Origin of the sequence: Hephaestia mangrovi (assembly GCF_019880555.1) — a bacterium.
Classification (GTDB): Bacteria; Pseudomonadota; Alphaproteobacteria; order Sphingomonadales; family Sphingomonadaceae; genus Sphingomonas; species Sphingomonas mangrovi.
On sequence record NZ_JAINVU010000008.1, the window covers coordinates 100,383 to 119,028 of the forward strand.

Consider the following 18,646-nt stretch of genomic DNA (forward strand, 5'->3'; position numbering starts at 1 on the left):
GCATGAGCAGGGACAATCCGCCATCCGACACGCCGCGCCCCGATCGGCGTGATCGCCTGTATAAGGAGGCCGCCGAGACGCTGGGCCCGGCGCTTGCCCGCCTCGCCCGGGCGGTCGAACGCGATCCCGATCGGGCGCGCGACCTGGAACAGGACATCCACCTCGCGCTCTGGCGAAGCCTCGATAGCTTCGCGGGCGATTGCGCGCTAGCGACCTGGACCTATCGCGTCGCCCATAATGTCGCAGCGAGCCACGCCGCCAGGGGCGCGCGTGCCGCGCCGCTCGTCGGGCTCGACGCGATCACCGAGGCGCCGGCATCGGATAATCCCGAACACGCTGCCGACGCGGCGCTGACGCTCGACCGGCTGTACGCGCTGATCGCGCGGCTGACACCCGCCGACCGCAGCGTGATGCTGCTTTATCTCGAAGGCGTCGACGCCCGCCAGACCGGCGAAATCACGGGCCTTTCTGCTAACCATATTGGCGTGAAAGTGCATCGCCTCAAGGCGCTGCTCGCGCGCCGTTTCCATGCCGGAGACCAGCCATGACCGATCCGACTCAGGCGCTATGGGGCGGCCAGCCGATCACGCCATCGCGGCCGACGCCCGAGCAACTCGCCCATCGCGCACGGGAACTCGACCGCCGCGTGCGGCGGCGCAACGCGCTTGAATATGGCGCCGGTGCGCTGTTGATTCCGATCTTCGGCGCCGTCGCCCTTATGCAGCACGACTGGCTGCTGCGCGCGGCTTGCGCGGCAATCCTGCTCGGCGTCATCGTCGTGCTGCGTGGCGTCCACGTTCACGGCGGCGCGGCGCGCAAGGAAGACTGGGCGGCGCCCGTGCTGGACCATCATCGCGCCCAGCTGGTGCGTCAGCGCGACGCACTTCGGTCCGTGTGGCAATGGTATCTCGCGCCGCTGGTGCCGGGGTTGGCGCTGTTGTTCGCGGCCGTCTGGCGAATGGCATATGTCCACGCCGGCGCCTTGGCCGCGACGGCCAGAATCGTGCCCGCCGTGCTGATCGCGGTCATCGTCTTCACCGGTATCCACTGGCTCAACCGCGCCGCCGCGCGCCGGCTGACCCGCGCCATCGACGCGCTCGACGCCTCCAACTGATTCACGCTAGGACATTATCATGCCGAAACTCATGGCACTGTCGCTCGTCGCGCTGATCGCTGCCCAGCCGGCATCGGCGCAACCCGCACCAGCGGCAACCACGTCGATCACGCCCGCGCCGACCTTCAAGGCGCGGCTCGATCAGCTCGTAACGCTGCTCAACGGCAGTGGTGATTATGACGAACTGTTCGCACCGGTGTTCCGCGAGGCCGTGCCACAGGCGAAATTCGATGCGATCGTCGCGCAACTAAAGGCGCAAGGCGGCGCAGCGACCGGCATCGAAAATATCACGCCCGACACCGCATGGCAGGCAACGATCACGGTCGGCTATGAGAAGATCGTCGCGACGATGCTGGTGGCAGTCGATCCCGCCGATCCGCACCAGATCACCGGCCTCAGGATCACCGGCGCCGAACCGCGCGACGATTCGCTCGCCAGACTGGAAACCGATTTCGGCAAGCTCCACGGCAGCGCCGGGTTCGGCATCTATCGGCTCGGCGACTCCGGGCTGACGCCGATCGCGGAAATCAACGGCGAGGCCGCCGCACCGCTCGGCTCGGCATTCAAATTGTGGATATTGGCAGAAGCCTCGCGCGACGTGCAAAAGGGCACGCGACATTGGGACGATGTGCTGCGCGTCGGCCGCAAGTCGCTGCCCGGCGGGGTGCTGCAGACCTGGCCCGATCACGCGCCGGTGACGCTGCAGACGCTGGCGACGCAGATGATCTCGATCAGCGACAATACCGCGACCGATACGCTGTTGACGACGCTCGGCCGCGACAAGGTCGGCACGATGGTCAAGACGATCGGTGTCGCCGATCCGGCGCGGACGTTACCGGTGTTGACGACGATGCAAGCGTTCGAGCTCAAATCGCCTGCCAATGCCGCGCTGGCCGCTGCCTGGGCGAAAGAGGCGCCAGCGGCCCGCGCCAAGCTGCTCGACGATAACGCGGCCGCCTTCGCCGCGACGCCCGTCGATCCGCACATGTTCGACGGCAAGCCGCTCGCGATCGACACGATCGAATGGTTCGCCAGTCCGCGCGACATGGCGCGAACGCTCGACTGGTTGCGCCGCCACGGTGACGACACGACGCGCGCGATCCTGGCGGTCAACCCCGGCACCGCGCCGGCCATCGCCGGCCGGTTCGATTATGTCGGCTTCAAGGGTGGGTCCGAACCGGGCGTCATCACCCTCAATTTCCTGGTCAGGACCACGGCCGGGCAATGGCTCGCGGTGACGGGCAACTGGCACGATGCCGGTGCGGCCGTCAGCGAGTTCGATTTCGTCACGCTGATGAACCGCGCGCTGACGCTGGTGGCGCATTGACCGCGGCTTCGCGCTGGCGAGGCGGCTATTGGCTGCCGGCGCTTGTCGTCGGCCTGTTGTGGCTGGCGCGCTATGCGCACGATTTCGGCTTTCCGGCGGCGCCTCCTTGGGCCGGCTGGTTCGATCAGAGCCGTTATCTCGCATCCGTCCGCGCGCTGATGCAGCTCGATTTCGATGCCGCGCAGCATTGGTATCCGCCCGCTTATGCGTTGAGCGCGCTGCCGTTCGCCTGGATCACCCCGAACACGCCGTTCCTGATCGCCGACATGGTGCTGTTCGCGCTGACCGCCGCCGCATTCGCGCGCGCGATGCGGCCGTTCGGGATCGGCCCATGGCTCGGCGCGGCGATCTTCGCGCTGTCGACGCTCACGATTTCACAAGTCGCCATCCTGTGGGTCGAACCGTGGACGACGACGCTGTCCGCGGCGCTGCTCTACGGCCTGTTCGCGGCAATGGCGATGCTGTTCGAAAGCGAGGGCAAGCCGCCCGCCGGGCCATTGGTAGCGGTCGGCGCGCTGGTCGCCGCGTTGCCGGCGACGCGGCCGGCGGATGCCGTTGGCGGGCTCGCGGCGCTGGTCGCGGCGGGCGTGATCGCGGCGCGGCGCGGGGTGCTCGATCGCCGCACGATCGGGCTGGTCGCAGCCGGTGGTCTGGCCGTCGCGCTGCCTTATGGGTTGCTCTATCTCGCGATCTACGGGCCTGAGCTCAGCGGCTATATCATCGCCGGCAGGGGCCAGGGGTTCGCGTTCGGAGATCTGCCGTGGAAGGCTTACACGCTGCTCGTCGCGCCCCGGCCGTGGTTCCCCGACGGGCGCGGGCTGATCGAGGTCGCACCGTTCCTGCTGCCGGGCGCGGCCGGGCTGGTGGCGACCGCGGCGATCGGTGGACAAGCGGCACGGCGGATGCTGGCACTGATCGCCGCGACCGGGCTGCCGCTGCTCGCGATCCAGCTCGCTTATACCGATTTCCAGCCCTCCGGAATGTGGGTCTATGGCAATGCGCATTATCTGATCTGGCTGCTGCCGCTCGGCGGTGCCGGAATGTGGCTCTGGCTGCGCGCGTTCATCCGGTGGCGCGATTGGGCGGTGACGATGGCGGCGACGCTGGCGCTGCTCGCGCTGATCTGCGTGCGGCCGTTGCCGGAGGCCGTCGGCGACGATCGCCCGGCGCGGATGCTGATGTTCCACGGCGTGCTCGCGCGACACTGGAGCGAGGCCTATTTCGCGTCGGTGGTCATCCGCGACGCGAAGGGCACGATGAAGAATGTCGGCGGCTTTCATCAGCTGCCCGACGATCATGGCGAGCGCGAGATCGCGATCGGGCGGTTGTTCAACGGCCCGGCCGAGCGGCTCGATCCCGGCGAGTCGGCGCATTATGCCGGATGGCAGCGGCCTTATGCCCGCTATGCCGTGCGCCTGTCGTTCGGCTGGCCGCGCTGGGACCGCCGCCGCGCCTGCGATTTACCGCGTTAGAATTTGATCCACTTGCGTGGAAGCGGCACCAGCCCACTATGACGCGCGCCATTCGTCCCTGAGCAATCCCAGGATCACGCTGTCGCGCACGCCGATATGCGTTTCCCACTCGCCGCGCAGATAGCCTTCGCGCCGGAAGCCGAGCCGTTCGAGCAGCGCCAGCGATGCCGCGTTCTCGGGATCGGTATCGGCGAACACGCGCCGCTGCCCCTCGGCGAACAAGCGGTCGATCACCGCGGAGACGGCCTCGGCGGCGATGCCCTTTCCCCAATGATCGCGCGACAGGATGTAACCGATCTCGGTCACGCCGCCCTGCCGCTTCTCGCCCGCCGCCACCCAGCCGATCGCGCGATCCTGCCCGGCCAGCGTGATCGCCCAGCAGCGCCAGCCGTCGCGATCGATGCGCGGCGCGAAATAGGCGCGGGTTTCCTCGATGGAGGTGTGCGGCGCGCTCGACCACCAATGCATCAGCTCGACGTCGGCAAGCGTCGGATGGAGCGCGTCGGCATCGTCGGCCACCAGCTTGCGCAACCGCAGGCGCGCGGTGGCGAGGGCCGGCACGTCGATCATGAAACCAGCGCGTCGACCAGCGCCTTGACCTTTTTCTGCCGCCATTGCGGCAGCGGCGCGACCAGCCAGTAACCAAGCTTCGACGGCCGCGGCTCGCCGATCACTGTCACGCGGCCGGCAGCAATATCGCGCGCGGCGAGCAGCTCGGGCACCGTCGCACGACCCAGCCCCTGCGCGGCGGCATCGATCGCCAGGCCGGCATCGGCAACCCGCACCAGCGCGCCGGCATCCTCGGCAAGGCAGCCGGGCCAGGCGATCTTCGTATCGATCCCGCCGTCCGGATGGGCAAGCGTCACCATGCCGTCCGATTCGATCGCCTCGCCCTCATGCTCGCCCGGCCCCTCGCCCCAGCGGATCGCGAGATCGAGATTGGCCTCGGTGAAATCGACCGCGTCGTCCGCGGCGACGAGCACGAAGCGCAGCTCGCCATCCGCCTTGGCGATCTCGGCGAGGCGAGGCATCAGCCATTTGGTGGTGAGGTCACGCGGCGCGGCGATCGTCAGCGATTTGGACGATTGCCCGGCCTGCATCGCCCGAACCGCTTCCTCGAACTGCAGGAAGCCCTGGCGCAAGGCATCGAGCCCGGCTTCGCCCTCGGGCGTGAGCTCCAGCCCGCGCGTCGTGCGCCGGAACAGCACGACGCCGAGCGTGTCTTCCAGCGCGCGAACCTGCTGGCCGACCGCGGCGGGCGTGACCGCCAGCTCGTCGGCGGCGCGGGTGAACGACAAGTGCCGCGCCGCTGCGTCGAGCACGCGCAAGCCGTTCAGCGGAAGATGCGTGCGCTTCATTGCGCCACCGCCGGCGCGATCAGCGCGAACCGGGGGATGGCGACGTCGAACCCGGTGCCGGTGTCATCCATCATGTGATAGCTGCCCTGCATCGCGCCGGTGGGCGTCGCCAGCGGGCAGCCGGAGACATAATCGTAGCTCGCGCCGGGCTCGATCGTCGGCTGCTCGCCGACCACGCCCTCACCCTCGACCGTGTGGCTGACGCCGCGACCGTCGATGATCGTCCAATGGCGGGTGAGAAGCTGCACCGTGCGCTCGCCCTCGTTCTCGATGCGGATATGATAGGCCCAGAACCAGCGGCCGCGATCGGGCTCGGACTGTTCGGCCAGATAGCTGACCGACACGCGGACCACGACTCCCCGCGTCTCCGCGACATTGGGGAACAGCGCCTTCACAATCCCACGGCCCGCAGCGCCTGGTCGAGATCCTCGATCAGATCCTGCGGGTCTTCCAGGCCGACATTGAAGCGCAGCATGCCTTCGTCGATCCCCATCTCGCGCCGGTTCTCGGGCGAGACGCTGGCGTGGGTGGTCGACGCGGGATGCGTCATCAGCGAGCGCGAATCGCCGATATTGTTCGAGATATCGATCAGCTTGAGCGCGTCGAGCAGGGCGTGCGCCTGTGCGCGGCCGCCATCGACATGAAAGGCGAAGATCGGGCCGCTCGCCTCCATCTGCCGCATCGCCAGTTCGTGCTGCGGGTGGCTCGGCAGGCCGGGGTGAAGGATACGCGGCACACGGCTTTCGAGGAATGTGCCGACCGTCAGGCTGTTTTCGCTCTGTTTGCGGATGCGCAGGTCGAGCGTCTCCAGCCCCTTCAGCACCACCCAGGCATTGAATGCCGAAAGCGTCGGCCCGGTATTGCGCGTGAAGGAGAGCAGCGTTTCCTCGATGAAGTCGCGTGGTCCCGCCACCGCGCCGGCCAGCACACGACCTTGCCCGTCCATCATCTTGGTCGCCGAATAAGCGACGACATCGGCCCCGAACTCCAGCGGGCGCTGCAGCGCCGGCGTGGCGAAGGCATTGTCGACCACGCTGGTGATGCCGCGCTCGCGCGCGATGCCGCACACCGCCGCGAGATCGACCACGTCCATCGTCGGGTTGGCCGGGGTTTCGAAGAAGAACACCCTGGTATTCGGCTTCACCGCGTCGGCGAATTGCTGCGGGTCGCGTGCGTCGACGGTCGTCGTCTCGATGCCGAAGCGCGGCAGCAGCGAATCGACCAGCCAGCGGCACGATCCGAACGCCGCGCGGCCGGCGACGACGTGGTCGCCCTGCGACAACTGGCACAGCAGCACCGCGGTCATCGCCGCCATGCCGGTCGCCATCGTCCGGCACGCCTCGGCGCCTTCGAGCAGCGCGATGCGCTCCTCGAGCATCTGCACCGTCGGGTTCTGCAGACGCGAATAGGTCATCCCGTCCTGCTCGCCGGCGAAGCGCGCGGCGGCATCGCCGGCGCAATCATAGGCGTAGCCGGAGGTGAGGAAGATCGCTTCCGACGTCTCGCCCCATTCGGAACGCGCGGTGCCGCCGCGCACGGCCTGCGTCGCAGGGCGCCAGTTCTGGGTGATCGAGCGGTCTTGTCCGGTACGGCGTTTCATCGCACCGTCAATGCCGGGCGGGCGCGGCCGATGCAATGGCCTTGGCCTTTCGCGTGCCCAAGGCTCTTTTGCCCGCCGCCGCGAGTCGCTAAGCCTTGCCATGATGACGCCCGCGACCGCCAAGCCCCGTCCGCTGCTGGTCGCGCTGCTGCTCGGCTTCGTCGCGGAACTGCTATTCGTCTTCCGGCTCGGCTTTCCGCACAAGCAGATGTTCGACGAAATCTATTATGTTCCCGCGGCAAGGACGCTGTGGGCGCTCGATCATCCGGTCAATATCGAACATCCCCTGGTCGGCAAGGAACTGATCGGGCTGGGTACCCATCTCATCGGTGACACCAGCTTCGGCTGGCGCTTCCCCTCGACGATCGCGGCGAGCGCGGTGGTGATGGGCGTGTTCGCGATCGCCTGGCTGACCTTCGGCCGGATGCGCCCGGCGGTGATCGCAGCGGTGCTGACGATCGTCGACATGACCGTCTTCATCCAGGCGCGCATCGCGATGCTGGATGGCTTCATGGCGGCATTCCTCGTGCTCTCGGTGGCGGCGATGCTGTGGGCGATGCGCGGACCGCGCTGGGTAAAAGCGAAGACGGTGCTCGCGGCGGTGCTGCTCGGGCTCGCGGCGGGGGCGAAATGGACGGCGGTGCCGTTTCTGGGTTTCGCCGGGCTCGCCGTCATCGCGATCCGTATCCGCGACGGGCGGAAGGCGGGGCGCGACCTCGAAGCCGCGCTCTACGCGCGCGGGCAGCGGCACTGGCCCGGTGTCGGCACGCTGCCGCTGCTGCTGCTCTTCGGCACAGTCAGCGTCGCGACCTATCTGGCGACCTTCGCCCCGCAATTCTTCTACGCCACCGACCCGCTCGATTTCGCCCACCTGCTGCCGTTCCAGCTCCGCATGTATGCCGAGCAGACGCAGGTGCTGCCCCCGCACACCTACCAGTCGAGCTGGTGGAGCTGGCCGCTCGACATTCGTCCGATCTGGTATCTCTATGAAGTGGTCGACGGCGCGCAGCGTGGCGTGCTGATGCTCGGCAATCCGGCGGTGATCTGGGGCGGCCTCGTCGCGGCGATCGCGTGTTTCTGGGGCTGGTGGCGGGACGGATCATGGCGATTGCTCGGCGTCGCCAGCCTGTGGCTCGGCGCGCTCGCGATCTTCATCGTCATCCCCAAATCGCTGGGCTTCTATTATTATTACTATCCGGCGAGCATCTTCCTGAGCCTCGCGCTCGCCGGCGCGTTCGAACATTATGCCTGGCTTAGGCAGCGACGGATCGACGAATGGTTCGTCATCGTCGCGATCGGCCTGTTCGCTTATTTCTACCCGATCATTTCTTCGCAAGCGTTGGCCGGCCCGCAGTCGTTCCAATATTGGATGTGGCTACCGAGCTGGCCTTGAGCGCGGCCTAATCAGACTGCCGATCGATCTTGAACGACTTGCAGATCGCGGTTTCGGTTTCGCGCCAGGTCTCGAATCCCATCGCCTCGTAATAGCCCTGGCCCTCGGTATTCGACATCCCGATAAACGCTTCGATATCTTTCAGCCCGGCACCGCGAGCGGCCGCCAGCGTCTCGACGAACAGTGCACGGCCGATGCCGAGCCGGGCAGCCGACGGTCGGATATGGGTGCCGATGATCCCCCAACCGAGCGGCGTATCGTAGGGATTGCCCTCATCGGCGACCTTGAGCGACTGAAAACCGAGAACTCGACCGGCGCCGTCTGTCGCAACCGAGCATCGCACGCGCTGTGGATCGTCCAGATATCTTTCCCGAACGAATGCGGCATCGCCGGCCTGTGCGCGCTTTCCGGCCAACGCCAGTTCTACCAGAACATCCGACATCGCCTCGGCATCAGCCGCGCGCGCCTCACGTATTTTCATCTCGGCCTCTCAATACCGTCCCCAGACGAAGCGCGAGGACAGGGCATAATTCCACACTGCGCCGACCAGCACGCCAAGCAGCGCGGACGCTGCCCATTCGCCGTGCTGGGCATCGTGGACGAACGCGGCAACGCCGACGTTGGCGACCAGCCCGACTGCGCAGACCGCGCAGAACGACACCCAGCCATCGAGCAGCTGCCGCCACCCGCGCAACCGCCGGTCGCGATAGGTGAGGGCGTTGTTGAGGAAGAAGTTGCCGGTCATCGCCGCCAGCGCAGCGATTATCTGCCCGGCGACAAAGGTCGTGCCAAGCGCGAGGTATAGCAGCGACAGCACAGCCATGTGCACCGCGACGCCGAGCAGCCCGATTGCAGAAAACATCGCAAACCGCACCGGCACGAAGCGCCCGAACATGCGATCGTAAAGCGCGACCAGATATTCCATCGCGACGACATGATCGAGCTTCGATTCGCCCGCCTCACGCGTGCGGAAAACATAGCCGAACTCGCGAAAGACGAGCGGGCGCGGGCTGCCGGTCATGATGTCGAGCAGGATCTTGAAGCCGATTCCCGCAAGGTCGGGGGCAAGCGTGCGGACGATCGCGGTGCGGATCATGAAGAAGCCGCTCATCGGGTCGCTCAACTCGGCCTTGAGCACATGGCGCGACAGCCGCGTCGCCAGCGCCGACTTGGCGACGCGATCGCGGTCCCAATCGCCGGTGCCGCCGCCCTCGACGAAGCGGGAGCCGATCGCGACATCGAGCCCGTCGTCGGCCTGCAACGCATCGAGCATCGCCGGCAGGATCGTCTCGTCATGCTGCAAATCGCCGTCGATCACCGCGACCAGCGGCGCGGCGGTGGCGCACATCCCCTCGATGCAGGCCGAGGAAAGACCACGCCGACCGATCCGCTGAATGACCCGGATGCGATTATCGTGCCGCGCGATCGCGCGCGCCGCGTCGGCGGTGCCATCGGGGCTGTCGTCGTCGACGACGATCGCTTCCCACACCCGCCCCGCGAGCGCCGCATCGAGCCGGGCGACGAGAGCCGCCACGTTCGCCACCTCGTTGAAAGTCGGGATGACCACGGCCAGCTCGAGGGAGGCGGTCATCGGGCCATCCCGTCGCCCGGCCCTGCAATCGCCGGGCCGTGCGTCACAGCGCCGCCAGCACCGCGTCGCCCATGCCGCTCGTCGACAGCGATCCGCCCAGATCGGGCGTCCGCGCGCCGCCCACGATCGCCTTGGCCACCGCCGCCTCGATCCGGTCCGCGGGTTCGGGCATTTCCAGCGAGTGGCGGAGCAGCATCGCCGCCGACAGGATCGCCGCGCACGGATTGGCCTTGCCCTGCCCGGCGATGTCCGGAGCGCTGCCATGGATCGGCTCGTACAGGCCGGTATCGTCCGACCATTGCCGGAGCGCCGCGGAGGGCAGCATGCCGATCGAGCCGGCGCACATGCTGGCCTGATCGGACAGGATGTCGCCGAACATGTTGCCCGTCACCATCACGTCGAACTGGCCCGGATTGCGGACGAGCTGCATCGCTGCATTGTCGGCGTACATATGGATTAGCGTAACCTCGGGATAATCGGCCGCGATCTCGCTGACCACGTCGCGCCACAATTGCGAGGTTTCCAGCACGTTGGCCTTGTCCACCGAATGCAGCACGCCCTTGCGCCGCTTGGCCATCTCGAAACCGACGGTGGCGATGCGGCGGACCTCGGCTTCGTCATAGGCCATTACGTCATAGCCCTGACGTAGCCCGGCTGCGGTGGTGCGGATGCCCTTCTCGCCGAAATAGACGTCGCCGGTCAGCTCGCGCAGGATGACGAGATCGATCTCGCGCGCGACTTCCGCGCGCAGCGCGGAGGCATCCTCCAGCCCTTCGAACAGCTTGGCCGGGCGGAGGTTGGCAAACAGGCCAAGCGCCTTGCGCAGGCCGAGGATCGCCTGTTCGGGCCGCATCGATCGTTCGAGCGCGTCGCACGCCGGATCGCCGACCGCGCCGAACAGGACGCCATCGGCACGTTTCGCCAGTTCCAGCGTCGCTGGCGGCAACGGATGCCCAGCACCGCGATAACCCGCTCCGCCAACCAATCCGTCCTCGAAATCGAGCCCGAGATCGAGTGCCTCGAGCACGCGCCGGGCCTCGGCGGTGACTTCGGGACCAATTCCATCTCCGGCGAGGACGGCGATCAACGGCATGCGGGGCTCCCTGGTTGCGTGGGGAACGCCTGTGCCGGGTGACGCCGCCTCACGCAACCGCCCTTTTCAGCCGATCGATCAATCGCCCACGCGCCGCGAGCGTCTCCGCGCGCCGCTCGGTGAGCAGATCGCGCTCGAGGAAATGCCCGGTCAGCCGCAAGCCGGCGAGGATATCGTCCCATGCCGCCATACCCCCTTCGCGCAGGAAGGCGGGGAGCGGCAGCAAGCGATCGGCATAGCCTTCGCCCGCCGCGCGGCTGACGGCGGCGCCGCTTTTCGGGCTGACCCAGGTGAGATCCTCTCTGTCGCCCGTCACGATGCAGCGATCGAGCGCGAGGCCGAACCCGAGTTGGGCAAGCAGCAACAATTCGTAGCGGACCAGCGCGACCGCCCAGCCGCGCGCCGCCGGCGCCGCTTCGATCGCCTCGATCACGCCGGTCAACGCGGTGTGGACCGCAGGATAGGGATGGCCTTCGGGCAGCGATGCCGCGGTCAGCGCCGTCACCCAATCGAGCGCCGCGGCGGGCAGCGGTTCGCCGAACAGCGGCGCGCGGCTGTGAATCAACTCGACCGAGAGTTGCGCGAGCTGGTCCTCGGTGCGCGCGCGCCACTCGCCGATCACCAGGTTGGCGGGCTGCAATACCGGCCGCAGCCGCCGCGATCGCCCGCCGCGAACATAGCCGGCGAGCAGCCCGTGCCCAGCCGTCATCGCGCGGACGATCGCACCATGCTCGCCATGGCCGCGAACGGCGAGGATCAGGGCATCGGCGCGGACCTGCATCGCAGCGCTTCTACGCGCGCTGCCATGCGGCGCGCCAGCCCGTTACGGCTTGATCCCGTAGCGAGCGTAATCCTGATCGATCTGCGGCGAGAGCAGGCGCGCGGCGGCCAGATCCGCCGCGGCCTTGGCGGCGTCGCCCTGCCGTTTGCGAATCACCCCGCGCATATAGAGGCTCGCCGCAAGGTTGGGATTGAGATCGAGTGCCGCGTTGAGATCGGCGAGCGCGTCGTCGATCCGGTTCAGCCGGAAATAGACCATCGCCCGGCTGTCGAGCGCCGAGATCGGCGAATCGCTGAGCTCCATCGACTTGGTGCAATCCTTGAGCGCGGTATCGAGCGCGGTGTTCTGCGTCCCCTTGATCCAGCAGCGATTGTTGAGCAGCGTCGGATTGCCGGGACTGGCAGCGATAGCGCTGTCGATCGCCGCCAGAGCATCGTCCTTATCGCCGACGCGGCTCAGGATATCGGCCTTGAGCGCAAGGAAATCACTCTTGTCCTTGCCGCCGGCATCGATCCGCTCCTGCACCAGCGCGAGCGCGGCATCCTTGTCGCCCTGATCGGCCTCGATCGACGCCAGGCCGCTGATGACGCCGGAGGAGCCGGGATCGAGCGCCTGCGCCGCCTTGTAATCGGCAAGCGCCTTGTCCTTCTGCCCCAGATCTCGATAGATTCCCGCGCGCCACGCATAGGTGTCCGCGGTCGGCGCCAATGCGATCGCCTTGGTGAGATCGGCGAGGGCACCCTCGCGATCATAGGTCATCACGCGAAAGCGCGCCCGGGCAAGATAGGGATCGGCCTCATCGGGATGCGCGGCGATATTGGCCTGATAGTCGGCAAGCGCGGCATCGAAACCGTGCGCCTTGCGCACCGCCGCCACCGTCGCCCAGCCCTGCGGATAATCGACCGGCGCCTGTAACCGCAGCAGATGGGTTTGCGCCGCGGCCACACGCTGGCGCTCGGCGGCGATATCCGCGGGCGCGATCTCGGCGCCGGTGTTCACCGCATCGTCGTGGATCGTCAGCACCCCATCGGCCAGGCTGGTCGTGCGATGGAAAGTCTGGCCGGCCAGCGTGGTGTCGAGCGTCTGCGCGCCGTCGAGCGTGAAGCCCTTGCCGCCATCCGGCAATTCGTAGCGGGTGGTGAATTGCACATGCGCGGGATCGCCGGTGGCGACCGGGATCGATTGCCAGGCGGTGCGCGAACGATCGGGATCGAAGCTCAGCGTGGAGATCATCTTGTCGACCGCGACGCGATACCGCTCGTCCTCATGAGTCCATTCGGGGTAGGCAATGCCGGTGGCGACGACCGTCGCGGTGCCGGCGGCATCATCGAAGGTAAGCTTGCCGCCGGTGACGGTGATGCTGGCCGAGATCATGTCGTTGGCCGCTTTCGCCGCGATCTTTTCGATATCGTCCTTGCTCGCTTGCGCGGCACCAGCCTTGATCGTTTGCGCCAGCGGACCGCGCATCGTGAAGTTCATTTCGAACGGCCCGGGAAAGAACAGCCCGGCGCGCTTGTCATAGGTGATCGCCACGGTCATGTCCGGCCGCGCGCTGGCCCGCACCGGCAGCGGCATGATCCCGGCACCGGCGCTGCGCAGCGGCAGCACGTTGCGGAACGGCGGCACGTCGTCCACGTCGGCAAGCTGCGCGCCGGCGCTGGTACCGTCGAGCCACAGCGACTTGCCGTCGATGGTGGCGTGGACGAAGACATGGTCGAACGCGCCCGGCATCGGCAACCGCGTCGGTACGGCATCGCCGAGCTGGCTCGAGGCGAGCACCGGCTCGGCGTCGATCTTCATCTCGTGGAGCAGCGCGAGCAGCAGCATCGTCTTGGCCTTGCAGTCGCCATAGCGCAGCTGCCAGGTGTCGGCGGGCTTCTGCGGCACGTAATTGCCGTTGTCCATGCCCTTGAAGAGATAGCGGATCTTGTCCTGCACGAGTTGCAGCGCCAGCATCGCGCGCCTGGTGGGATCGAGACTCGCAGCCTCGATCTTGGCCACCTCGGCGGCGAGCGGGCTGCCGGGCTGGATCGTGCCCGCGGTGTCATAGAGCGGCGCCATGATCTTCGATACAGACGCCCAGTCGGGGAAGCTCGATGCCTCGATCGCGGTGCCGCGCCGATAGCGCGCCGGCGCGTCGTCAGGCATGTCGGGCTGCTTGGCGACGGGCTCGGTAACGACCAGTTCGTGATAGCCGCCGGCATCGCTCAGCGCCGGCGCGACCTTGTCGCCCAGCACCTTGTAATGAAGGTCCATCCCATCGGGCCAGATCATCCGCTCGCGTGCGAACTGCACGCGGAACGGATCGGCCAGCAGCGGCGCGAAATCCTGCACGTTGCCGGCCAGCGTCGGGTCCTTCTCGGTCACCGAATAGGTCAACCGCAGCACATCGCCGACGCGCAGGCCGCTGACCGGCATCGTCGCCGTCAACATACCGTCGAGCTGGAGCTGCTCGAGCTGTTGCTCGCGGTGAAGAACGGTGAACGGATCGCCGCCCTTAAGCAGATCGATATGATCGGCGCCGCGGATGATCTCGACGCGATGAATGACGAGATCGCCCTTGTCGGGTGCCCAGGTCAACGTGATGGTGCCGATCTGCGAGAGCACCTGCGGGCTTGCCGCGCGCGTTTCGGTATCCTGGTAGGACCAGACCTGACCGTCCTTCAGCCGTTGCTGCCGGTCGAGAATCAGGAACACCGGCGCATCGTCGCCGAGCTTGGCGGGATCGACCGCCGGCGCCGGCCTCACCCAATCGGGCGCCGGGGCATAGATCGGCTTGTCGCTGGCATGCGCCAGGCTTGCCGACGCCAGCAACGCGGCCACGAAAACGGCTTTACGCACCATCACTTGAATCCCTCCCGTCGCCCGCAATTCTAGCGCGCCGCGCAGCCGGGGCAAGCGGCGATCCGTGCAGAAACGGCGGTGATGCGATGAATTCAACGCGCGTGGTAGAAATCGTACACTTGCTGCGCCACCGCCTTGCTGACGCCGGGCGCGCGCTGGAGGTCTTCGAGGCTCGAATTGCGCACCGCGCGAGCGGTGCCGAAGTGCATGAGGAGCGCCTTCTTGCGCGCCGGACCGATGCCGGGAACCTCGTCGAGCGGCGAGGCGCCGATCGCCTTGGCGCGCTTCTCGCGGTGCGCGCCGATCGCGAAGCGGTGGACCTCGTCGCGCAGCCGCTGGAGATAGAACAATACTGGCGAGTTGGTCGGCAGCGTGATCTCGCGCCCATCGAGCAGGTGGAACACCTCGCGGCCCTCGCGGCCGTGATGCGGGCCCTTGGCAACGCCGACCAAGCAGACGTCCTCGATCCCCATGTCCTCCAGCACCCCGCGCGCCGCATTGAGCTGACCGCGCCCGCCGTCGATCAGCACGAGATCGGGCCACATGCCGCCGTCGCGATCAGGATCCTCGCTCTGCGCGCGGGCGAAGCGGCGCTGGAACACCTCGCGCATCATCGCGAAATCATCGTCGGTCGCGGCGTGCCTGATGTTGAACTTGCGATACTGGCCCTTGCGGAACCCTTCCGGTCCCGCGACGATCATCGCGCCGAGCGCGTTGGTGCCCTGGATATGGCTGTTGTCATAGACTTCGATGCGGTCGGGCGGCTCGCCGAGTTCGAACAAGTCGGCGACGTCGCGCAGCAGCTTCGCCTGCGTGGTGCTCTCCGCCAGCCGTCGGTCGAGCGCTTCCTCGGCGTTACGCCGCGCCTGGTCGATCAGCCGCCGCCGCGTGCCGCGTTGCGGCACCGACAGCGCCACCTTGTAGCCGGCGCGCTCGCCCAGCGCCTCGCCGAGCAGCGCCCCCTCTGCCAGATCGCGATCGACGAAAATCGTCCGCGGCGGCGGCACCTCTTCATAGAATTGGGTGAGGAAGCTCAGCAGCACCTCGTCCTCAGGCACGTCGGCGGTGTGCGCGGGGAAGAAGCTGCGGTGCCCCCAATTCTGCCCGCCACGGATGAAGAAGGCCTGGATGCCGATCACGCCCTGCTTGCAGGCCATCGCGAAGATGTCGGCGTCGCCCACGCCTTCCGCGTTGATCGCCTGGCTGCCCTGGATGAAGGTCAACGCTTTCAGCCGATCGCGCAGCACCGCGGCCAGCTCGAAATCCATCGCCTCGGACGCGGCCTGCATTTGCCCCCCGAGCTTCGCCTGCACGTCGGTTGATTTGCCGGCGAGGAAGCGCTTGGCGTCGTCGACCAGCTCGGCATAATCCTCTTCGCTGATCCGCCCGACGCACGGCGCCGAGCAGCGCTTGATCTGATAGAGCAGGCACGGCCGGTCGCGGGTCTTGAAGAAGCCGTCGGTGCAACTCCTGAGCAGGAACAGCTTCTGCAACGCGTTCAGCGTGTTGTTGACGCTGCCCGCGCTGGCGAATGGGCCATAATAATTGCCCTTCGCCCGCCTTGCGCCGCGATGCTTCTGGATGCGCGGAAATGCGTGATCGGCGCGCAGCAGGATGAACGGGAAGCTCTTGTCGTCGCGCAACAGCACGTTGTACGGCGGGCGATAGCGCTTGATGAGTTGCGCTTCGAGCAGCAGCGCCTCGGCCTCGTTGTTGGTCGTCACGATCGTCATCGATCGCGTCTGCGCGACCATCCGCTGCAAGCGCCGGGGCAGGCGATCGACCTGCGTGTAGTTAGTCACGCGGTTTTTGAGCGCGCGCGCCTTGCCGACATAGAGCACGTCGCCGCGCGTATCGTGCATGCGATAGACGCCGGGCGCACGCGGCAAGGTCTTGAGCACGTTGCGGATCGCCGCAACGCCGGCTTCCAGATCGGGCTGCGATCCGCGCACGGTATACGTCGCCTTGTCCTCGTTGAAGCGCGAGGCGGCGTTGGGCTGATCGGGACGGTCGGCTTTGCTCGGCGGCATCACGCCGATCTAGGCGCTCGGGCGGCGATGATCCAGTTGCACGGCTCAGCGGCCGGCCGGCGCTTTGGGATCGCCGACCGGGGGAGTCTTCGTGCCATCGGCCGGCGCCGCGACGGGGTCACCGGTCGCGGCCAGATCGGTCGCCACCTTCTTCATCAGGTCATCGGTCAACTGCCCGCCGGTCATCGGCTGCAGCTCGCGCAGGCTCTTGTCCTCGAACTTCGACAGATTCTCGTCGCTACTCAGTCCGGGCAAGTCCTTGTCCAGCACCGCCTTGGCGCCGGGATCGGCGATCAGATCCTTGATCGGCGTGTCGAGCGTGTAATGCGCGTTGATCAAGGCGCTCGGCGGTGCGTCGCCGGTCTGGGCGAATGCAGCGGCGGGAACAAGCGCCACGACAGCGGCGATCAGGGCGATTTTCATCGGGGCACGCGTCCTTTGCTCGAACGATACGGTTGGGCGCAATCTACCGGCGCCCGGCGCCGGCACCAAGCGTTCATGCGTGCGAGAACAGCTTGGTGCCGACAATCCCGATTACCGTAAGCACCATGAACCCCGCCTGCACGGCCGATACCTTGTCGCCGAACAACACCATGCCGCCCAGAATCACGCCGACGGCGCCGCAGCCGGTCCACACCGCATAGGCCGTTCCCGCGGGCAAGCCGCGCATCGCCAGCGCGAGCAGCGCCATGTTGACGAAGGACAGAACGATCGGAACGATCGAGGCGGACCATGTGCCGAGCGTCGCCGCCCATTTCAGGCTGAGCGCCCAACAGATTTCGGTGACGACGGCGATTGCGAGGACGAGCCAGTAAATGGGGTTTCTCCCACGGGCTCGAATGAGGGGGAGCACCCACCGGAAACCCGAAAGAGGCGAGAGCTGGCTAAACACATCAGGCCGGAGTGGTTCCCGGCATCCAGCGAGCACAATGCTCGCCTGAAGTCTCCCCGGAACGCGTCCGGGGTGGCTATTGGTCAATTCGGACGGCCGAGCCCCGCGATGGTCTTGTCGATCAGCGCCTTGTCGGCGGCGGCACCGTGCTTTTCCGCGATCAGTGCGCGCGCGGCCTGCGCAGCGGCGTCTGCCGCCTTGCCACGGATCTCGGCGAGGACGGCGCGTTCGGCCGACGCGATCTTTTCCTCGGCCATCGCCGAATGGCGCGCGATCAGCGCGGTGGCATCGGCCTTGGCCTTGTCGAGGATTTCGACCGCCTGGCGTTCGGCAGAGACGCGCAGCGCCTCGACTTCCTTGTGCACGTCGCGCGCCTTGGCTTCATAGTCGGCCTTGAGCGCTTCGGCTTCCTTGCGCAGTTGCTCGGCATTGGCGAGCTGTTCGCGAATGCCGGCGATCTTCTTGTCGAGCATCCCCGCGACGATCGACGGCACCTTGGCGAACAACGCCAGCGCGAACACCACCAGCATCGCGATGGCGACCCAGCCGCCGGCCGAAATGCCCAGCGCCGACGGCTCGTGCTCGGCCTCGCTACTGGTGGGATCGCCGGGCGCGGCGACCGTCATCATCGTTATCATCTCAACCATGGGCCAGCGCCGCCTTTACCGCCTTGTCCGCTTCGGCCGCGGTCACGCTCGCGCCCGAGACCTTGCCGACGATGTCACGCGCCGCATCGGCGGCAACACTTTCGATCGCCGCCAGCGCCGCGTCGCGTGCGGTCGCCAGCTTGGCGTTGGCTTCCGCCGTCTTCGCCTGCAGCTCGGCGTCGGCAGCCGCGAGCCGTGCCGCGGCTTCCTCGCCTGCCTTGCCGCGCGCCTCGTTCGCCGCCGCCTGGGCGTCGGCGTGGACCTTGGCGAGTTCGCTGCGCCAGCGCTCCTCGGTCGCATCGGCATCCTGGCGCGCCTGTTCGGCGGCCGCCAGGTCCGCTTCGATCTTGGCATCGCGCTGGTCGACCGTCGCTTCGACCTTGGGAACGATCCCTCGGCCGACCGCGAAGAAGATCACGGCAAGCGTGATCAGCAGCCAGAACCATTGCGACTGATAGACGATGGCAAGTTGGGTTAATTGCGGCATGGCTCACCCCTCAGTGA

The 18,646-nt window shown here is 67.2% G+C and carries 19 protein-coding genes; 5 read left to right on the top strand and 14 right to left on the bottom strand.

The window, feature by feature from the left end:
• Positions 1-2 precede the first annotated feature (2 nt).
• From K7G81_RS15835 to K7G81_RS15850, 4 genes are read left to right on the top strand one after another with little or no spacing between them, the layout of a single operon-like run.
• The gene (locus K7G81_RS15835; RefSeq protein WP_223031787.1) at positions 3-548 is read left to right on the top strand and encodes an RNA polymerase sigma factor; all 546 of its coding nucleotides are present in this window, start codon (positions 3-5) and stop codon (positions 546-548) included.
• Positions 545-1,114: a hypothetical protein gene (locus K7G81_RS15840; protein WP_223031788.1), complete on the top strand. Its 570-nt coding sequence runs from the start codon at positions 545-547 to the stop codon at positions 1,112-1,114. The genes K7G81_RS15835 and K7G81_RS15840 overlap by 4 nt, the downstream gene beginning before the upstream one ends.
• A 19-nt stretch (positions 1,115-1,133) precedes the next feature.
• Positions 1,134-2,441 (top strand): serine hydrolase, encoded by a 1,308-nt coding sequence (locus K7G81_RS15845; protein WP_223031789.1) that lies wholly within the window; start codon positions 1,134-1,136, stop codon positions 2,439-2,441.
• On the top strand, positions 2,438-3,913 hold the full coding sequence (locus K7G81_RS15850) for a hypothetical protein (protein WP_223031790.1): 1,476 nt from the start codon (positions 2,438-2,440) through the stop codon (positions 3,911-3,913). The genes K7G81_RS15845 and K7G81_RS15850 overlap by 4 nt, the downstream gene beginning before the upstream one ends.
• Positions 3,914-3,949: 36 nt before the next feature.
• On the opposite strand, the gene K7G81_RS15855 is transcribed toward K7G81_RS15850, so the two are convergent.
• Genes K7G81_RS15855 through K7G81_RS15870 form a run of 4 tightly spaced genes read right to left on the bottom strand, consistent with a single transcriptional unit; the run spans position 3,950 to position 6,871 of the window.
• On the bottom strand, positions 3,950-4,483 hold the full coding sequence (locus tag K7G81_RS15855) for a GNAT family N-acetyltransferase (protein ID WP_223031791.1): 534 nt from the start codon (positions 4,481-4,483) through the stop codon (positions 3,950-3,952).
• Positions 4,480-5,271: a LysR family transcriptional regulator gene (locus K7G81_RS15860; protein ID WP_223031792.1), complete on the bottom strand. Its 792-nt coding sequence runs from the start codon at positions 5,269-5,271 to the stop codon at positions 4,480-4,482. Before K7G81_RS15860 ends, K7G81_RS15855 begins: the two co-directional genes overlap by 4 nt.
• Positions 5,268-5,666 (bottom strand): Co2+/Mg2+ efflux facilitator ApaG/CorD, encoded by a 399-nt coding sequence (gene apaG / locus K7G81_RS15865; RefSeq protein ID WP_223031793.1) that lies wholly within the window; start codon positions 5,664-5,666, stop codon positions 5,268-5,270. Before apaG ends, K7G81_RS15860 begins: the two co-directional genes overlap by 4 nt.
• Positions 5,663-6,871 (bottom strand): trans-sulfuration enzyme family protein, encoded by a 1,209-nt coding sequence (locus K7G81_RS15870; protein ID WP_223031794.1) that lies wholly within the window; start codon positions 6,869-6,871, stop codon positions 5,663-5,665. The genes apaG and K7G81_RS15870 overlap by 4 nt, the downstream gene beginning before the upstream one ends.
• Before the next feature lie 100 nt (positions 6,872-6,971).
• On the opposite strand from K7G81_RS15870, the gene K7G81_RS15875 reads away from it, so the two are divergent.
• Entirely contained in the window at positions 6,972-8,264 is a 1,293-nt protein-coding gene (locus K7G81_RS15875) for a glycosyltransferase family 39 protein (protein WP_223031795.1), read from the top strand.
• A gap of 7 nt (positions 8,265-8,271) precedes the next feature.
• On the opposite strand, the gene K7G81_RS15880 is transcribed toward K7G81_RS15875, so the two are convergent.
• The 10 genes from K7G81_RS15880 to K7G81_RS15925 form a co-directional block, all read right to left on the bottom strand.
• The gene (locus K7G81_RS15880; protein ID WP_223031796.1) at positions 8,272-8,745 is read right to left on the bottom strand and encodes a GNAT family N-acetyltransferase; all 474 of its coding nucleotides are present in this window, start codon (positions 8,743-8,745) and stop codon (positions 8,272-8,274) included.
• A 9-nt stretch (positions 8,746-8,754) separates the two neighbouring features.
• On the bottom strand, positions 8,755-9,855 hold the full coding sequence (locus K7G81_RS15885; RefSeq protein ID WP_223031797.1) for a glycosyltransferase: 1,101 nt from the start codon (positions 9,853-9,855) through the stop codon (positions 8,755-8,757).
• 43 nt (positions 9,856-9,898) lie between these two features.
• Positions 9,899-10,948: a 3-isopropylmalate dehydrogenase gene (gene leuB, locus K7G81_RS15890; protein WP_223031798.1), complete on the bottom strand. Its 1,050-nt coding sequence runs from the start codon at positions 10,946-10,948 to the stop codon at positions 9,899-9,901.
• Positions 10,949-10,997: 49 nt separating this feature from the next.
• Positions 10,998-11,729, bottom strand: a complete 732-nt coding sequence (gene recO, locus K7G81_RS15895; protein ID WP_223031799.1) for a DNA repair protein RecO — start codon at positions 11,727-11,729, stop codon at positions 10,998-11,000.
• Between the two features lie 42 nt (positions 11,730-11,771).
• Complete coding sequence (locus K7G81_RS15900) at positions 11,772-14,573, bottom strand: DUF3857 domain-containing protein (RefSeq protein WP_223031800.1); 2,802 nt, start codon at positions 14,571-14,573, stop codon at positions 11,772-11,774.
• Between the two features lie 92 nt (positions 14,574-14,665).
• A complete protein-coding gene (gene uvrC / locus K7G81_RS15905; RefSeq protein WP_223031801.1) occupies positions 14,666-16,603 on the bottom strand; it encodes an excinuclease ABC subunit UvrC in 1,938 nt (645 codons plus the stop codon).
• Positions 16,604-16,648: 45 nt separating this feature from the next.
• A complete protein-coding gene (locus K7G81_RS15910; RefSeq protein WP_255587172.1) occupies positions 16,649-17,026 on the bottom strand; it encodes a hypothetical protein in 378 nt (125 codons plus the stop codon).
• A 73-nt stretch (positions 17,027-17,099) separates the two neighbouring features.
• Entirely contained in the window at positions 17,100-17,420 is a 321-nt protein-coding gene (locus tag K7G81_RS15915; RefSeq protein ID WP_223031834.1) for a DMT family transporter, read from the bottom strand.
• Between the two features lie 158 nt (positions 17,421-17,578).
• Positions 17,579-18,142, bottom strand: a complete 564-nt coding sequence (locus tag K7G81_RS15920) for a F0F1 ATP synthase subunit B family protein (RefSeq protein ID WP_223031802.1) — start codon at positions 18,140-18,142, stop codon at positions 17,579-17,581.
• Entirely contained in the window at positions 18,135-18,629 is a 495-nt protein-coding gene (locus tag K7G81_RS15925) for a F0F1 ATP synthase subunit B family protein (RefSeq protein WP_223031803.1), read from the bottom strand. The genes K7G81_RS15920 and K7G81_RS15925 overlap by 8 nt, the downstream gene beginning before the upstream one ends.
• Positions 18,630-18,646 lie beyond the last annotated feature (17 nt).